This is a genomic window from Xanthomonas sp. 4461 (assembly GCF_024806475.1).
Classification (GTDB): Bacteria; Pseudomonadota; Gammaproteobacteria; order Xanthomonadales; family Xanthomonadaceae; genus Xanthomonas; species Xanthomonas arboricola_F.
The window spans coordinates 460,215-475,247 of record NZ_JANTYV010000003.1 but is presented as its reverse complement, the minus strand read 5'-3'; the positions used below and the strand labels follow the sequence as shown (position 1 = coordinate 475,247).

Annotated in this window: 12 protein-coding genes; 4 read left to right on the top strand and 8 right to left on the bottom strand. The window is 66.4% G+C overall.

The window, feature by feature from the left end; all coding sequences use genetic code 11:
- Positions 1 to 3: 3 nt before the first annotated feature.
- Both egtD and egtB read right to left on the bottom strand, forming a co-directional pair.
- Positions 4 to 990, bottom strand: coding sequence for an L-histidine N(alpha)-methyltransferase (gene egtD / locus FHY19_RS14295; protein WP_259166830.1), 987 nt, complete (start codon positions 988 to 990; stop codon positions 4 to 6).
- Entirely contained in the window at positions 987 to 2,276 is a 1,290-nt protein-coding gene (egtB, locus tag FHY19_RS14290) for an ergothioneine biosynthesis protein EgtB (protein WP_259166829.1), read from the bottom strand. The genes egtD and egtB overlap by 4 nt, the downstream gene beginning before the upstream one ends.
- 65 nt (positions 2,277 to 2,341) lie before the next feature.
- Between egtB and FHY19_RS14285 the strand changes: the two genes are divergently transcribed.
- Positions 2,342 to 3,523, top strand: a complete 1,182-nt coding sequence (locus tag FHY19_RS14285; RefSeq protein WP_259166828.1) for an aminotransferase class V-fold PLP-dependent enzyme — start codon at positions 2,342 to 2,344, stop codon at positions 3,521 to 3,523.
- A 125-nt stretch (positions 3,524 to 3,648) separates the two neighbouring features.
- On the opposite strand, the gene FHY19_RS14280 is transcribed toward FHY19_RS14285, so the two are convergent.
- The 4 genes from FHY19_RS14280 to FHY19_RS14265 all read right to left on the bottom strand — a co-directional run bounded on the left by FHY19_RS14280 (position 3,649) and on the right by FHY19_RS14265 (position 7,494).
- Complete coding sequence (locus tag FHY19_RS14280; RefSeq protein WP_259166826.1) at positions 3,649 to 5,121, bottom strand: glycine betaine ABC transporter substrate-binding protein; 1,473 nt, start codon at positions 5,119 to 5,121, stop codon at positions 3,649 to 3,651.
- Positions 5,118 to 5,855 carry an ATP-binding cassette domain-containing protein gene (locus FHY19_RS14275; RefSeq protein WP_259166825.1) on the bottom strand — a complete coding sequence of 246 codons (738 nt, stop codon included), beginning with the start codon at positions 5,853 to 5,855 and terminating at the stop codon, positions 5,118 to 5,120. The genes FHY19_RS14280 and FHY19_RS14275 overlap by 4 nt, the downstream gene beginning before the upstream one ends.
- 48 nt (positions 5,856 to 5,903) lie before the next feature.
- A complete protein-coding gene (locus FHY19_RS14270; RefSeq protein ID WP_259166956.1) occupies positions 5,904 to 6,221 on the bottom strand; it encodes an EF-hand domain-containing protein in 318 nt (105 codons plus the stop codon).
- A gap of 67 nt (positions 6,222 to 6,288) precedes the next feature.
- Positions 6,289 to 7,494 carry a fatty acid desaturase gene (locus FHY19_RS14265; RefSeq protein WP_259166824.1) on the bottom strand — a complete coding sequence of 402 codons (1,206 nt, stop codon included), beginning with the start codon at positions 7,492 to 7,494 and terminating at the stop codon, positions 6,289 to 6,291.
- A gap of 151 nt (positions 7,495 to 7,645) precedes the next feature.
- On the opposite strand from FHY19_RS14265, the gene FHY19_RS14260 reads away from it, so the two are divergent.
- From FHY19_RS14260 to FHY19_RS14250, 3 genes are all read left to right on the top strand, one after another.
- Positions 7,646 to 8,482 carry an ATP-binding cassette domain-containing protein gene (locus FHY19_RS14260; RefSeq protein ID WP_259166823.1) on the top strand — a complete coding sequence of 279 codons (837 nt, stop codon included), beginning with the start codon at positions 7,646 to 7,648 and terminating at the stop codon, positions 8,480 to 8,482.
- 249 nt (positions 8,483 to 8,731) lie between these two features.
- Entirely contained in the window at positions 8,732 to 9,751 is a 1,020-nt protein-coding gene (locus FHY19_RS14255) for a TIGR00266 family protein (RefSeq protein ID WP_259166822.1), read from the top strand.
- 378 nt (positions 9,752 to 10,129) lie between these two features.
- Entirely contained in the window at positions 10,130 to 11,167 is a 1,038-nt protein-coding gene (locus FHY19_RS14250; protein ID WP_259166821.1) for a patatin-like phospholipase family protein, read from the top strand.
- Between the two features lie 732 nt (positions 11,168 to 11,899).
- On the opposite strand, the gene FHY19_RS14245 is transcribed toward FHY19_RS14250, so the two are convergent.
- A complete protein-coding gene (locus FHY19_RS14245; RefSeq protein WP_259166820.1) occupies positions 11,900 to 14,101 on the bottom strand; it encodes a TonB-dependent siderophore receptor in 2,202 nt (733 codons plus the stop codon).
- A 344-nt stretch (positions 14,102 to 14,445) separates the two neighbouring features.
- On the bottom strand, positions 14,446 to 14,928 hold the full coding sequence (locus FHY19_RS14240; protein ID WP_055853825.1) for an Lrp/AsnC family transcriptional regulator: 483 nt from the start codon (positions 14,926 to 14,928) through the stop codon (positions 14,446 to 14,448).
- Between the last annotated feature and the right edge of the window lie 105 nt (positions 14,929 to 15,033).

The window sequence follows — 15,033 nt, the reverse complement described above, 5'->3', positions numbered from 1 at the left end:
TGATCACAATGGGCGCAGCAGGCGCAGGCCAAACCAATCCTTGGTGTCGTTCCAACCGTGCGTGACCTTGAGCCCGGCGGCCGCGGCCAGTTCCGCAAAGCGCGCATCGGTGTACTTGTAGCTGTACTCGACCTGCATGGCTTCGCCATCGGCAAAGGCGAAGTCCTTTCCGCCCACGTGCACGCGCTGGTCGCGTTGACTGATCAAGAAGGTTTCGATGCGCCCGCGCTCGCGCGCATACACCGCATGGTGACGGAAGCCGTCCAGATCGAAGTCGCTGCCGATCTCGCGGTTGAGTCGCGCCAACAGGTTCAAGGTGAACTCGGCCGTGACACCGGCCGCATCGTTGTAGGCGGCTTCGACCAGGCCGGCGTCCTTGTCCAGATCGATACCGATCAGCGCGCAGCCATCGCTGCCCATGGTCTGGCGCATCGCGTCCATCAGGGCAATGGCAGCGGTGTCGGTGAAGTTACCCAGTGTCGAGCCGGGGAAAAACACCACATGGCGGCGCGAGGGTCGCTGCGCAGCGGGAAGGCGCAACGGCTTGGTGAAGTCGGTGCAGACCGGCAGCATCTGGATCTGCGGGAATTGCTGGGCCAGCCGCGCGGTGCTTTCCAGCAGTGCAGTGCGCGAAATTTCCAGCGGCGTGTACGCCACCACATCGCGTAACCCCTGCAGCAGCAGCTCGGTCTTGCGGCCGCTGCCGCTACCGTATTCGACCACGTGCACTCCGGCACCGATCGCTTGTGCGATCGCCGGCATGCTGGCTTCCAGCAGTCCCAGTTCGGTGCCGGTGAGGTAGTACTCCGGCTGGCGGGTGATGGCTTCGAACAGCTGCGAGCCGCGCGCGTCGTAGAAATATTTCGACGGCAGTGTCTTCGGGGTCTGCGACAAGCCGGCCAGTGCGTCGGCGGTGATGTCGTCTGGTTGCGGGCGCAGGTCCGTCAGCGCGGCGTGCGCGCGTTGCATGGCATGGGCGGCGGCGTTCAAGGCAGGTCCTTGGCAAGGCGCACGCCGGCAAACTGCCAACGCGCATCGGAGGGGAAAAAGTTGCGGTAACTGGCGCGCATATGACTGGCCGGCGTGGCGCAGCTGCCGCCGCGCAGTACCCACTGCGCATTCATGAATTTGCCGTTGTATTCGCCCAGCGAGCCGGGCCAGGGCGCAAAACCGGGATACGGCAGATAGGCGCTGCCGGTCCATTCCCAGACATCGCCGAACAGCTGCTGCATGCCGGTGTCCACTGCCTGGGCAGCACACGGATGCAGTGCGTCGGTATCGACGAAATTGCCTTGCACCGACACACCGACAGCAGCCTGTTCCCACTCGGCTTCGGTGGGCAGTCGCGCACCGGCCCAGCGGGCGAAGGCATCGGCCTCGAACAGGCTCAGGTGACAGACCGGCGCATACGCATCACGCGCGCGCCAGCCATCCAGGGTGAATTCGCGTCCATCTGTGTCCCAGTACAACGGATGTTGCCAGCCCTGCGCCTGCACCATCGCCCAGCCATCGCTGAGCCAGACACCGGCGCTGCGGTAACCGCCAGCGTCGATGAACTCCTGAAACTCGGCATTGGTCACGACGCGATTGGCCAAGGCGTGGGCACCGATCAGCACGCGGTGACGCGGCGACTCGTTGTCGTAGGCGAAGGTGTCGGCCTGCGGCCATGCCGCTGCGCCGATCTCCACGATCTGTTCGTCGCGCGCCTGCCAGCGCAACGTGCTGGCGACTGCAGCAGGCGGTGCCGGCGCATCGCGATAGGCCGGCTGCAGCGGATTGCTCCACAGCGCGTGCTTGATGTCGGTCAGCAGCAACTCCTGGTGCTGCTGCTCGTGCTGGATGCCCAGTTGCACGATGGTGCAGGCCTGCACATCGAGCGCGCCATCTTGCAGGCGCTGGTGCATGTGAGTGTCCACAGCCGCGCGATAGTCGCGCACCTGCTGCAGCGATGGCCGCGACAACACCCCGCGACGTGCGCGCGCATGCATCGGGCCGACGCTCTGGTAGTAGCTGTTGAACAGAAAGTCCCACGCCGGATCGAAGACGCAGTACGCAGGGTCGGCCTGCAGCACGAAGCGTTCGAAAAACCAGGTGGTATGCGCCAGATGCCATTTGCTGGGGCTGGCGTCGGGCATGCTCTGCACCATCGCATCTTCAGCGCTCAGGGGTGCGGCGAGGCGATCGCTCAGCGCACGGGTCTGCGCGTAGCGTTCCAGCAGCGTCAGCTGCTGTTGCTGGTGGTGGCCCAGCAGAGGTGAGAGTGCAGACATCGCCATATGCTTGAGGAGCGCCTGTGAACGCGCCGTGTCGGCGGCATGGCAGCCAGCGGTAAGCTGTTGGCATGTCATCGTCTTCGCTGCCCAGCTCGCTCCCCGCTCCTGTCCTCTGGGAACATCGACAACGTGCGTTTGCGCTGTCCGGCGATGTGCTCTATCTGGATGCCGCCTCGCGTGGGCCGTTGCTGACTGCGGTGCAGGCCGCGGCGCATCAGGCCGTCGATGCGATGGCCACGCCATGGCGGTTGCCGTTCGATGCATGGCTGCACGACATCGAGCGGTTGCGCCGCTTGGCCTCCGGCCTGTTCGACAACGATGTCGATGCGGTGGCATTGGTGCCGTCGGCCGCGCACGGGCTGGCCACGGCCGCACGCAATCTGCCACTGCATCGCGGCGATGCGGTGCTGCTGCTGGATGGGCAGTTCCCGTCCAACCTGCTGATCTGGCAGCGGCGCTGCACCGAGGTGGGCGCACGCATCGTGGCGGTACCGACCACTGCCGGCATGGTGCTGACCGATGCGGTGCTGGAGGCGGTTGAACAGACGCCTGCGCTGCGCATCGTCAGCCTGCCGCATGCGTACTGGCTGGACGGGCGGCAGCTCGATCTGGACCGGATCAGCGCCGCGGTACAGGCGCGCGGCGCGGCGCTGGTGCTGGATCTGAGCCAGAGTCTGGGCGTCATGTCGACCGACCTGTCGCGTTGGAAACCTGAATTCGTGGTCAGTGTCGGCCATAAATGGTTGCTGGGACCGATGGGCCTGGCGTGGCTATGGGTGGCGCCTCAATGGCGCACGCACGGCGTGCCGATCGAAGAACACTGGATCGGTCGCGATGCCGGCAGCAGCTGGGAGTATCCGGTGGCGCAGGCACCGGACTATCGCGAGGGTGCGCGGCGGTTCGATGCCGGCGGCGTTGCCGACCCATTGCGGATTGCGATGGCGACAGCCGCCTTGCAACAGGTGACGGCCTGGCAACCTGCGCGTATCGCCACGGCACTGGGCGCATTGACCACGCAGTGGGATGCGGCCTTGTCCGCACGCGGTCTCGGCCATTGGTGCACGCCCGGTCATGCGCCGCACCTGACCGCGTTACGGCCGCCAGCGACACAGTTGGATGCAGTGGCGAAGACGTTCGGCGAACAGGGTGCGATCTGCACGCGGCGGCACGGACGTTTACGTATCGCGCCGCACGTGGGTGTCGCCGAGGATGCGCTCCTACGCCTGATTGCGGCGTTGCCGGGCGAATGAAGCGCCACGCCAGCGCATGTAGGAGCGGACCTGGCCGCGACTGGACGCGATCCGGGTAAGGCGGTGTCGCGGCCTGGTCCGCCCTACGGGCTCAGGCGCATCGGGGTCTGCGGTTGAATCGTTGCTCAACCGCGCTGGCTGAGTCGCAGGCCGCGCGGGGTTGCCCAACGCTCCAGCCCCTCGAATGCCGCCTGCACCAGCAGTGCGAGGACGGCGGCGGGAATCGCGCCTTCCAGAATCAATCCGATATCGTCCAGACGGATGCCGGTGAGGATCGGCTGGCCATATCCACCGGCGCCAATCAATGCGCCCAGCGTGGCGGTACCCACGTTGATGACCGCCGCGGTCTGGATACCGGCCACGATGGTGCGACGTGCCAACGGCAATTCCACACGCCACAGTCGCGTCCAGGCGGGCAAGCCGATCGCTTCGGCGGTCTGACGTAGTTCGCGCGGAATCGAGGTCAGCCCGGCATGCGTGTTGCGCACGATCGGCAGCAGGCTATACAGAAACAGCGCGGCAATGGCCGGCTTGGCGCCGATGCCGAACAACGGGATCATGAAGACGAACACCGCCAGTGAGGGCAAGGTCTGCAGTACGCCGGTCAGCGACAACACTCCCTGGCCCAGGCGCGGCCGCCGCGCTGCGAGCACGCCCAGGGGCAGCGCGATCAGCAAGGCAAAACCCAGCGAGATACCCACCAGCGCCAGGTGCTCGCGGGTGTTGCGCAGCAAACGGCCGCCGCGCGAATCGCCTTGCGCGGTGGCCGCAACGCCCAGCCATTGCGCGGCCACTGCAGATTCGCTCTTGCGCTCCAGCTTCACCTGCGCATTGAGTTGCTGCATGGCCGCTTCGTCGATGCGTCCCTGCAGGCCTTGCAAGGTCTGCAGCATCTTCGGCGCACGCTGTGCCAGATCCTTGCGGTACAGGAACACGGCCTGGTAGTCCGGGAAATACTGGCGGTCGTCGCGCAGCACCTGCAGTTTGTAGTACGGAATCTCCGCATCGGTGCTGTACAGATCGGTGACCTCGATGGCACCGCTCTGCAGCGCGCGGTAGGCCAGATCGTGATCCAGGCCAGTGGCGGCCTGCGGCAGGGCATAGGCGGCGCGCACGCCCGGCCAGCCGTCGGCACGCTGCATGAATTCGTTGCTCAGCCCGATCTTCAAATCCGGGTGGCGCGCCAGTTCCGACAACGCGGTGATGCCCAACGCCTGGGCGCGCTCGCGCCGCATGCCGAACGCATAAGTGTTCTGAAAGCCGAGCGACTGCGTCATCGCCAGCCCGCGCGCGTCCAGTGCGGCGCGCAGCTCAGCGTGGCTGGCCTTGGGTAGTTGCAGCAGTTCCTGCGCCAGGGTGCCGGTGTATTCGGCATACGCATCGATCTGACCGGTTTCCAGCGCGCGCCACAGGATGCGCGTGCCGCCGAGCTGGGCGCGATGCTGCACATCCACCCCGTCCCGCTTGCCGGCGGCAGTGGCGATTTCGCCCAGGATCACTGCTTCGGTGAAGTTCTTCGAGCCTACGGTGACCTGCGCAGCGTGTGCCCCCAGGCTGCACAGCAACAACAGCACTGCCATAACCGCACGCGCGCTCATGTGGCGTCGCCGATGCTGCGCTGGGCAGTGAGAAACCGCTGCACGAACGGGTCGGCCGGGTGCTCGAGCAGCGCGCGCGCACTGCCCTGCTGCACGACGCGGCCGGCGCGCATCAGCACCAGGGTGTCGGCCAGATACGCCGCCTCGGCAACATCGTGGGTGACCAGCACCACGGTCTTGCCGAGCTGCGCAAACAGCCCGCGCATCTGCGCCTGCAGGTCGTAGCGCACGATCGGGTCGAGTGCACCCAGCGGTTCGTCCAGCAACAGCGCCGGCGGGTCCAGCATCAGCGCGCGGATCAGGCCAACGCGCTGGCGCTGCCCGCCCGACAGCTCGGCCGGATAGCGCCCCAGCAACTCCGGCGGCAGCTGGCACAGCGCGCACAACGTCTCCAGGCGGGCATCGATGCGCTCGCGCGTCCAGCCCAGCGTCTGCGCCAGCAACACCACATTGCTGCGCGCATCCAGATGCGGAAACAGACCGCCCTCCTGGATCACATAGCCGATGCGCTGACGCTGCGCCTGCAGCCGCTCGCGTTGCAGTGGCGTGCCATCGAAGGCGACCGTGCCGCTGTCGGGCCATTCCAGCCCCACCAGCAGGCGCAACACGGTGGACTTGCCTGCACCGCTGGGCCCGATCACCGCGGTGGTGACGCCGCTGTCGAACGCCAGGCTGACGTTATCGAGTGCGAGGGACTGGCCGTAGCGTCGGCTGACCTGATCGAGTGTGAACATGCGCTCGAGCTTGCCGAAGGCGACGTCAGCCGGGCGCGAAGGCGCGCGTCAACGCGGCGGCGCCAGCAATTCGCGTGCGCTCAGATAACCATCGCCGTTGGCGTCCTGGCGTGCGAAGCGCTCGATCAAGGTGGTGCGATGCGCAGCGCGGGTAATCGGCTTGCCGCGCCGGCCAGGCAGTTCGTCGCCCTGCAGCACACCATCGTGATCGGCATCGCGCTGATCGAAGGCGTAACTCATCCAGGCCAGATATTCATCGCGGCTGACCCGGCCATCGCCATCGGTATCCATGCGCTTGAGATAGTCCTGGCTGTCCTGCACCTGTGCGTGCGCTGCGCACGCGCACGCACAGGCGAGGCATGCCATCGACAACGCGCGCGCCACCAGGCCCTTCCAGCCGCGTGCGCACACCGCAGCACGCGTACCGCTGCGCTTACCCGCCACTCAGCGCATAACCCTTGAGCCGCGCGGCATACGCCTGTAGCGCAGCATTGCCGCTGGCTTCGGCCTCATGGCACCACTGCTGCAACTGCTTGAGACGCTCGGACGCATCATGGCTGCGCGCTTCCAGCACCGCGGTCAGGCGCGCGCGGTACTCGACCAGCGTGCGCATGCGCGGACGCTGCGCCACCCAGGCCTGCAACTGCGCGCGCGCATCCGGCTTGAGCCAGCGCCCGTCATCGACCAGGCCTTTACGTAAACGCCGCGGCAACAACTCACGCAACTTGGCGCCGGTCGCAGCGGCCTCCTCGCGCAAGGCCGGCTTGAGCACGTTGCGCTGGTAATCGGTCATGGCCTGGAAGCGATGCGACAACAGCGCCTTCAGCGTGTCGGCATCGGGCACGGCGATATTGGGGCGGATATCCAGCGATGGCGCCACGCGCAGCACCTTGGCCAGACCCACGGCCTGCAGCCCGCGAATCACAATCCAGCCGATATCCAGCTCCCAACGCCGCATCGAAAACCGCGCCGAACTCGGGAACGCATGATGGTTGTTGTGCAGTTCTTCGCCGCCGATCCATAGCGCCCACGGAGTGAGGTTGGTGGAGGTGTCGGCGGATTCGAAGTTGCGATAGCCCCACCAATGGCCCAGGCCATTGACCACGCCGGCCGCCCAGAACGGAATCCACGCCATCTGGATCGCCCATAGCGCAATGCCGGGCAAACCGAACAACACACCGTTGAGAACCAGCAGCGCGATCGGCCCGGCATTGGCGTGCGGGGTGTACAGATGCCGCTCGATCCAGTCGCTGGGCGCGCCCTTGCCGTACTGCTCGATGTCGGCGCGTTGCGTGCGCGCCTCGCGATACAGCTCCACGCCGCGCCAGAACACCTGCCTGATGCCCTTGGTCTGCGGGCTATGCGGGTCTTCCTCGGTCTCCACCTTGGCGTGGTGCTTGCGATGGATGGCCACCCATTCGCGGGTGATCATCGAGGTGGTGAGCCAGGTCCAGAAGCGGAAGAAGTGCGCCACCACCGGATGGAAATCCACGCCGCGGTGCGCCTGGCTGCGATGCAGATACAAGGTCACCGCAAAGATGGTGAGCTGGGTAAACACCAGCAGCACCGCCAACATGCCCCACACACCCAGCCCGGCCACGCCGGCGGTCAGGAAGTCGATGATCGGATCGGACAGCATCGGCAGTTCCACGGTGGCGGTGTCTCGTTGGTCGATGCAGACATGATGGGGGCGATCGCGGCAAACTTCACCCTTCGGATGCGTAGGGTGACGTCCGCTTTTCTAAAGCGGTTCACACGTGTCTTCTCCTCCACTGCCAGATGTCTTGCGTATGACTGTTGCCACCGATGTTGCCGATGATTTTGCCGATGCGACTGCATTGATCGAACTCGACCAGGCAAGTGTGATGCGCGGCCAGGTCCGTGTGCTGCACACGTTGCGTTTGCGCATCGCGCTTGGCCAGCACACCGCCATCCTCGGCCCCAACGGCTGCGGTAAATCGTCCTTCATCAAGCTCATCACGCGCGAGTTGTATCCGTTGGCGCGTGGCGATGGTCAGCCTGCGGTGAAGGTGCTGGGGCAGGCGCGCTGGCAGGTGGACCGGTTGCGCTCGCAACTGGGGATCGTCACCGGCGACCTGAGCGTCAACCTGGCCGACATGCCGGGGCTGGATGTGGAAAGCGCGGTGCTGTCGGGGTTTTTCGCCAGCTATGTGGTGCCGCCGCATCGTGAGATCAGCGACGACATGCGCGCGCGGGCGCGCGAGGCCCTGGCACTGGCGCGTGCCTTGCCGTTGCTGGACCGCCCCTATGCCGAGCTGTCGGCCGGCGAGACCCGCCGCGTGCTGATCGCGCGTGCCCTGGTCAATCGCCCGCAGGCGCTGCTGCTGGACGAGCCGTCCACCGGGCTGGACCTGGTGGCGCGCCAACACTTGCTCGACACCTTGCGCGACCTCGCCCGGCAAGGCATCACGCTGGTGCTGGTGACCCATCACATCGAAGAAATCGTGCCGGAAATCGCGCGGGTGATCCTGCTGCGCGGCGGCAAGGTGGTCGCCGACGGCCCGCGCGATGCGTTGCTGACCGATGCCGGCCTGTCGGAAGTGTTCGACGGCCTGGTGCGCGTGCACCGCGATGGCGAGCGCTACTGGGCGACAGTCGGGGAGTGAGCCGGCGGCGCTGCTGCAACGATCAGGGTGACGCCCCGGCCGGAGACAGGCGCCGACCAGGCCCACGCCAGCGCCAGCGCAACGGCTTGACCACGACCGCGACGGCCGCGTGCAGGTCCGGCAGCACGCCTGCGACGTCCAGCGGTCGCAACCGCGCCTGAGCGTCCTGCACGGCATGACCTTGGACACGGGACGCGGTGGCCGTTGCTGCGGCTAGACTCGCCGCACACACAGACAGGAGTCGTCCCGATGGCCCAGTGGTATTTCCATATTCCCGGACAGGCCGACCGCATCGGCCCGCTGGACGATGCCAGCGCCCGCGCGTACGCCCAGCGCCAGCCCGACGCACTGGCCTGGCGCGATGGACTCGATGGCTGGACGCCGGCGCGTCAGCTGGCCGACCTGCAGGGCGCCGGCAGCGCACCGCCACCGCTCGGCAGCGTCGCCGGCGCCGGGCGCGCCGATGAGATCGACTACCGCATCGTCGGCAACGACATGCAGTTTGTCGAAGTGGAACTGGACCCGGGTGAGAGCGCCATCGCCGAGGCCGGCGCGCTGATGTACAAGGATTCGGCAGTGCAGATGGACACCGTGTTCGGCGACGGCTCGCATGATGGTCAAGGCGGCAGCAGCGGCGGGCTGATGGGCAAATTGCTGTCGGCCGGCAAACGCGTGGTCACCGGCGAAAGCATGTTCACCACCGTGTTTACCCACGCCGGCAGCGGCAAGGCCAAGGTGGCCTTCGCTGCGCCCTACCCCGGCACGGTGCTGGCGCTGCGACTGTCCGAGCATGGCGGGCGCCTGATCTGCCAGAAAGACAGCTTCCTGGCCGGCGCGCGCGGCGTGTCGCTGGGCATTGCCTTCCAGAGGAAGATCCTCACCGGCCTGTTCGGCGGCGAGGGCTTCATCATGCAGAAGCTCGAAGGCGACGGCTGGGTGTTCGTGCATGCGGGCGGCACCGTGATGGAACGCGAGCTCGGCCCCGGCGAGCGCATCGACGTGGACACCGGTTGCGTGGTCGCCTATCACGCCGGCGTGGACATGGACGTGCGCCGCGTGGCCGGATTGAAGAGCATGTTCTTCGGCGGCGAAGGCGTGTTCCTGGCCACCCTTACCGGCCCCGGCAAGGTATGGCTGCAATCGCTGCCGTTCTCGCGCATGGCCGGCCGCATGCTGCAGGCCGCCCCGCAAGCCGGCGGCCAGCAACGCGGCGAAGGCTCGGTGCTCGGCGGCCTGGGACGGCTGCTGGATGGCGATAACCGGTTTTGATGGGGGTGAAGCGGCTGGCGGGTGTGCTGCCACCCTTCTCCCGCCGGGAGAAGGTGGCGCGTGGCGCGGGATGAGGGGACGGGCGAGGCCTGCTGTGCGCTCATTCCCATCTGGCTTCGTTCCGTCCCCTCACCCCAAGCCCCGCTCCGCGCCCCGGCCCGCGCTTGCGGCGCGGGGGAGAGGGGCTCTGGTTCCGTGCTGGATGCAGGTGGCTGCACCCATCGCATGAATGAACCGGCTTGCTTCTCCCGCCGGAACAAGGGAGTGCAACGCCTGCCGACGATGCCGTTGTGAATGAGCTCCACTCACGCCAACCACCAGCGCCACAGTGACGGCGCGCGTGTATTCTCCCTCGCCTTTCCCATCGACGTTTTCGCCATGACTGCGCTCCGCCGCCCCCGCTCGCTTGCCCTGTTGTCCATGCTCGGTCTGCTCTGCGCCTGCGGTGGAGAGCCGCGCCCGGCAGCGCCTGCGCCGGTGGTGCAGGTGCCTTCGGCGGCTGCGGTCAAGCCGGTGAAGATCGGCATCGCGCTCGGCGGCGGCGCGGTCAAGGGCTTTGCGCATATCGGCGTGATCAAGATGCTCGAAGCCAACGGATTTGCGCCTGTGGTCGTGTCCGGTACCAGCGCGGGCAGCGTGGTCGGCGCGCTGTATGCAAGCGGCATGGATGCGTTCGAGATGCAGGAAAAGGCGGTCGCGCTCGACCAGACCAGCATCCGCGATGTGCGGCTGTTTTCCGGCGGGCTGGTGCAGGGCCAGAAGCTGCAGGACTACGTCAACGATCAACTCGGCGGCAAGCCCATCGAGAAATTGCGCAAGCCGTTTGCGGTGGTGGCCACACGCCTGGAAGACGGCGAGCGCACCGTGTTCGTGCGCGGTAACGCCGGCCAGGCGGTGCGTGCATCCAGCAGCATTCCCGGCGTGTTCGAGCCGGTGACCATCGGCAAGTTCCATTTTGTCGACGGCGGCGTGGTCAGCCCGGTGCCGGTGGATGCCGCGCGTCAGCTCGGCGCCGAGTTCGTGGTGGCAGTGGATATTTCCAGCAAGGCCAGCGGCAAGAATCCGGGCGATCTGCTGGGCACGGTGAACCAGTCGATCTCGATCATGGGCCAGCGCCTGGGCGAAGCCGAACTGAAACGTGCAGACGTGGTGGTGCGCCCCAAGGTCAACGATATCGGCTCGGCCGATTTCAATCAGCGCAGTGTCGCCATCCTGGAAGGCGAACGCGCCGCGATGGCCGTGATGCCGCAGATCCGCGCCAAGATCGCGCAGTTGCAGGCCGCGCGCAGCAGTGCCACGCGCAACGCGGCCGACCAGGCCGCAGCGGCGAAACAACAGGCCTACCAACGCTGCCTGGAACAACGTTCGCGCTGGCAGAAATTGCGCGGCAAGGACGAGGACTGCGTGGCGCCGTAAGGCGGTTGTCGTGCCGCGGCAGCTGCGCTGCGCACGATGCGTTGTCCGGTTCGAGGCAAGGGTGATCGCGGGGCGTTGTAGCAGCCGCCGGATGCTGCGGTCACTACTCGCTGCGTACAAGCGCGCCTTTGAGTGCAATGGCGACCTGCATTACGCACGTTGGCGCGCGTGGGCGGGCTCTTTGCTGTCTGGTAGATAGTCTTGCGCATCGGCGCTATCGGGACGGCGTCGCGGCCAGGTCCGCTCCTACGAAGCGTGGAATCTCGGCCGGATGGTGGGTGGCGGTGTCTGTCTGTGTGTCGGCGTTGCACGCCGTCGCGTGCGATGCAGTGATCCAGGCGAATGCGTTTCTTTTTGCATTGGTCGATGCTTGCAGCCGAAGCGCGGGTGCTGTGTCGGGACGGCGTCGCGGCCAGGGCCGCTCCTACGAGGCGTGGAATCTCGGCCGGATGGTGGGTGGCGGTGTCTGCCTGTGTGTCGGCGTTGCACCCCGTCGCGTGCGATGCAGTGATCCAGGCGAACGCGCTTTTTTTGCGTCGGTCGATGCCTGCTGCCCAGGCGCGGATGCAGTGTCTGTCCGGCGTCGCGGCCGGAGCCGCTGCGATGCAACAGCAACATTACCTTGGGTGCTGTTTCAGGACCTATGGTTGCGACATGACCTGCGATTGCGATGCCGGGCCGATGATCGTGGTGCATGCACCGCGCGGTGATCGGCCCGGCATCGTGGTTTCTTCAGTACCGCCAGCGCAGGGACACGCTGACAAAGCGCGGTTCGCCGTAGTTCTGGTAATCCAGGTTGGCCCAGTAGGTCTTGTCGAACGCGTTGCGTACCGCCAGCGTGGCTGTCCACTGATCGCTGATGCGGTAGTTGGCGTTGAGGTGCACCAACGCATACGGGTTCTGCACCACGGTGACCGGTGTGGTGGCGCCGCTGCCGTCGCCGGTGGGGCGTGCGATGTTGAAGCCGCGCACCGCGCTCTGCCAACTTACGCCACCGCCGATGCTCAGGCGGTCCCACGCGCCGGGCAGGCGTACCTGGGTGGACAGCTGCAGATAGTCCTCGGGCAGGTTGGCGTAAATCGCATCGGTGGGCGGGCGCGTCACCTTGACGTGGGTAAAGCCGGCGTTGACGGTCCAGCCGGGCAGGATCTCGCCGTTGAAATCCATTTCCCAACCGCGGCTCTTGGTGCCGTTGATGCCGATGTAGGCCGAATTGCCGTCCGGCAACGAGGATTCCGGCTGGGTCATGTCGCGCACCGCGAAATTGTCCTGCTTGGCCTCGAACACGGCGGCGGTGGCCATGGCGCGACCGTCGAGCAGTTGCGCCTTGATGCCGGCTTCCAGATTGGAGCCTTCCACCGGTGCGAGCAGATTGTTGTCCTTGTCGCGGTAGTTCTGCGGATTGAAGATCTCGGTGTAGCTGGCATAGAGCGACACGTCCGGCACGATGTCGTAGACCAGGCCCACGTACGGGGTGACTTCATCGCTCACCTGGTACCGGCCGCTGGTGCCGGTGTAGGCGCCGTTGGTGTTGAAGGCCTGGGTGCGGGTTTCCCAGGAACTCAGGCGTGCGCCGGCGATCAGCGACAACGGCTCGGCCAGGCGTAACCGAGTGGAGGCGTACACGCCGCGCTGGGTGGTGCGCGCTTCTCGGCGGGAGCCGGTGCGGCTGTAGGTCACCTCGGGGGCATCGCCATCCCAGTTGCGGATGTTGGGAATCCGATAACAGCGCTCGGGCGCGCCACTTTCGTTGATGCACGTTCCCCAGCCGCTGGGGTACTGCTGGGCAAGGCCGTACGTGGTCGATTGCAGATCCTGCCAGCTGCCGCCCAGCACCACGTCGTGCCGGCGGCCGAACAGCGAGAACCCGCCCGACAGGTACACATCCACGCCATCGCGCGCATCGCTGGTTTCGCCGGTGCCGGTGCGCAGGAACACGCCGCTGCCATCGGCGGCCGGGTAGCCGGTGCCGTAGACGCGAATGCTTTGCACATCGCCCTTGGTGTGCGCGTAGTTGACGCGCAGCAACCAGTTCTCGCCGAAGCGTTGTTCCAGATTGGCGAATGCAGTGCTGGTTTCGCGCTGCCAGCGGGTCCATTCCGGTGCCATGTTGGTCGAGCGCGATAGATTGGCCAACATGCCATCGGCCGCAAAGAACGGCACCGTGCCCCAGGTCGAACCGACCGGGCTGTTGTCCTGGCGCTGGTAGCCCACGGTGAGCGTGGTGCTGTCGGTCAGGTCGCCTTCCAGCACCGCCATGCCGGACATCTTGTTGTCGTGGTAACGATCGTAGTAATAGTCGCGGTCCTGCCAGGCCGCAACCACGCGGCTGCGGAAGCGGCCATCGTCGGTCAGCGGGGCGTTGACGTCGGCCTGCATGCGGCGGAAGTCCCAGGTACCGGCGCTTGCGGCAACCGAAGCGTCGAACGTCTTGCCCGGGCGCTTGCGCAGCAGGTTCACCGTGGCCGAGGGAATGCCCGCACCGGTCAGCAGGCCGTTGGCGCCGCGGATCACTTCGATGCGGTCGTAAAACACCGTGTCGTATTCCTGATTGGTCGCGCCGCTGTAGGTGGGCAGGCCATCGACCTGGAAGTCGGTGATCTGGAAACCGCGCGCAAAATACAGCGGGCGCTGGGTGTCGTAGAACGACACGTTGACGCCGGTGACATTGCGCATCACGTCATCGATGCTGAAGAGCGACTCGTCCTCCAGCCGCTGCAGCCCGATCACGCTCACCGATTGCGGCGTCTCCTGCAGCGTCAGCGGCAAGCGCGTGGTGGTGGCCGGTTGCGCGCGGCTGACCGCGCCATTGACGGTGACCTGGTCTAGCGTCTTGGCATCGGCCAGGTCGGCGGCGTGCGCAGCAGCGGGCCAGGTCAATGCGCACAGCAAGGCAACAGACAGCGGAGTCAGTGGGTGGGTCGGTGCAGGCATCGGTCTCTCATCGATCGTGGGGCGCACGCCAGGGCGTGGCGACAGGAAGCAGGCATGCGTCGGCGTGCTGCTCGGGCGACGAGCTGGCTGGCCTGGCGAGGCTGGCGGATCGACGAACAGGACGTGGCCGGAGGCGGCCGGACGTTAGGTAAATGTAAATCGTTATCGTTTGCAGGGCAAGTGCGGCGTGGTTGGGTTACGTGGGGCGAGCTGCGTGGCGGCGCCAGACAAGCGGGCGTCGCAGGTCAGCCAAGCCGCTTGATCGCGCCAGGGCTCCGCGCGCTCGGGTGCGCCTTACGTCGTCGAGAACACGCTTTGCGCGCCCAGGCAAGGCAACTGCCGCGTCACGCCAGATGCGACAGCGGCAAGCCTTCGGGCGCCTTGACGGTGCGCAGGACGAAACTGGAATTGACGTCGGACACGCCGGTGGCGTTGAGCAACCGGTCCAGCAGAAACCGCGAAAAATGCTCCAGATCGCGCACCTGGACCTGTAACAGATAATCCATGTCGCCGGTCAGCGCCCAGCACGCCACCACTTCGTCCCAACCGCGTACGCCATCGGCGAACAACTCGATATCGGCCTGACCGTGCTGCTCCAGCTGCACGCGCACGAAGGCCTGCAGACCCAGCCCCAGCGCGCGCGCATCCAGGCGCGCACCGTAGCCGGCGATGATGCCCGCGGCCTCCAGCCGTTGCGTGCGCCGCAGGCAGGCCGATGCCGACAGATTCACCTGCACGGCGAGTTCGGCGTTGCTGGTGCGCCCCTGCGTCTGCAGCAGGGCCAGCAACCGCAGATCGGTGCGGTCAAGAGCGATAGGTTGGTCCATATGTTGCGCAGCAGCAGATCGATACGCACAAATCTTGCGCGATACCGGCAGCGTTGCGCAAGATTCGCAATCCTGTTGCGCGGCGATCCGGCTAAGGTGAATCCC

Bases quoted from the DNA above. Each gene is read 5' to 3' on its own strand.
- FHY19_RS14245 (WP_259166820.1), bottom strand. From the start codon at position 14,101: ATGCCTGCACCGACCCACCCACTGACTCCGCTGTCTGTTGCCTTGCTG.
- FHY19_RS14260 (WP_259166823.1), top strand. From the start codon at position 7,646: ATGACTGTTGCCACCGATGTTGCCGATGATTTTGCCGATGCGACTGCA.
- FHY19_RS14270 (WP_259166956.1), bottom strand. From the start codon at position 6,221: ATGGCATGCCTCGCCTGTGCGTGCGCGTGCGCAGCGCACGCACAGGTG.
- egtB (WP_259166829.1), bottom strand. From the start codon at position 2,276: ATGGCGATGTCTGCACTCTCACCTCTGCTGGGCCACCACCAGCAACAG.
- FHY19_RS14265 (WP_259166824.1), bottom strand. From the start codon at position 7,494: ATGCTGTCCGATCCGATCATCGACTTCCTGACCGCCGGCGTGGCCGGG.
- FHY19_RS14285 (WP_259166828.1), top strand. From the start codon at position 2,342: ATGTCATCGTCTTCGCTGCCCAGCTCGCTCCCCGCTCCTGTCCTCTGG.
- FHY19_RS14240 (WP_055853825.1), bottom strand. From the start codon at position 14,928: ATGGACCAACCTATCGCTCTTGACCGCACCGATCTGCGGTTGCTGGCC.
- FHY19_RS14280 (WP_259166826.1), bottom strand. From the start codon at position 5,121: ATGAGCGCGCGTGCGGTTATGGCAGTGCTGTTGTTGCTGTGCAGCCTG.
- FHY19_RS14255 (WP_259166822.1), top strand. From the start codon at position 8,732: ATGGCCCAGTGGTATTTCCATATTCCCGGACAGGCCGACCGCATCGGC.
- FHY19_RS14250 (WP_259166821.1), top strand. From the start codon at position 10,130: ATGACTGCGCTCCGCCGCCCCCGCTCGCTTGCCCTGTTGTCCATGCTC.
- FHY19_RS14275 (WP_259166825.1), bottom strand. From the start codon at position 5,855: ATGTTCACACTCGATCAGGTCAGCCGACGCTACGGCCAGTCCCTCGCA.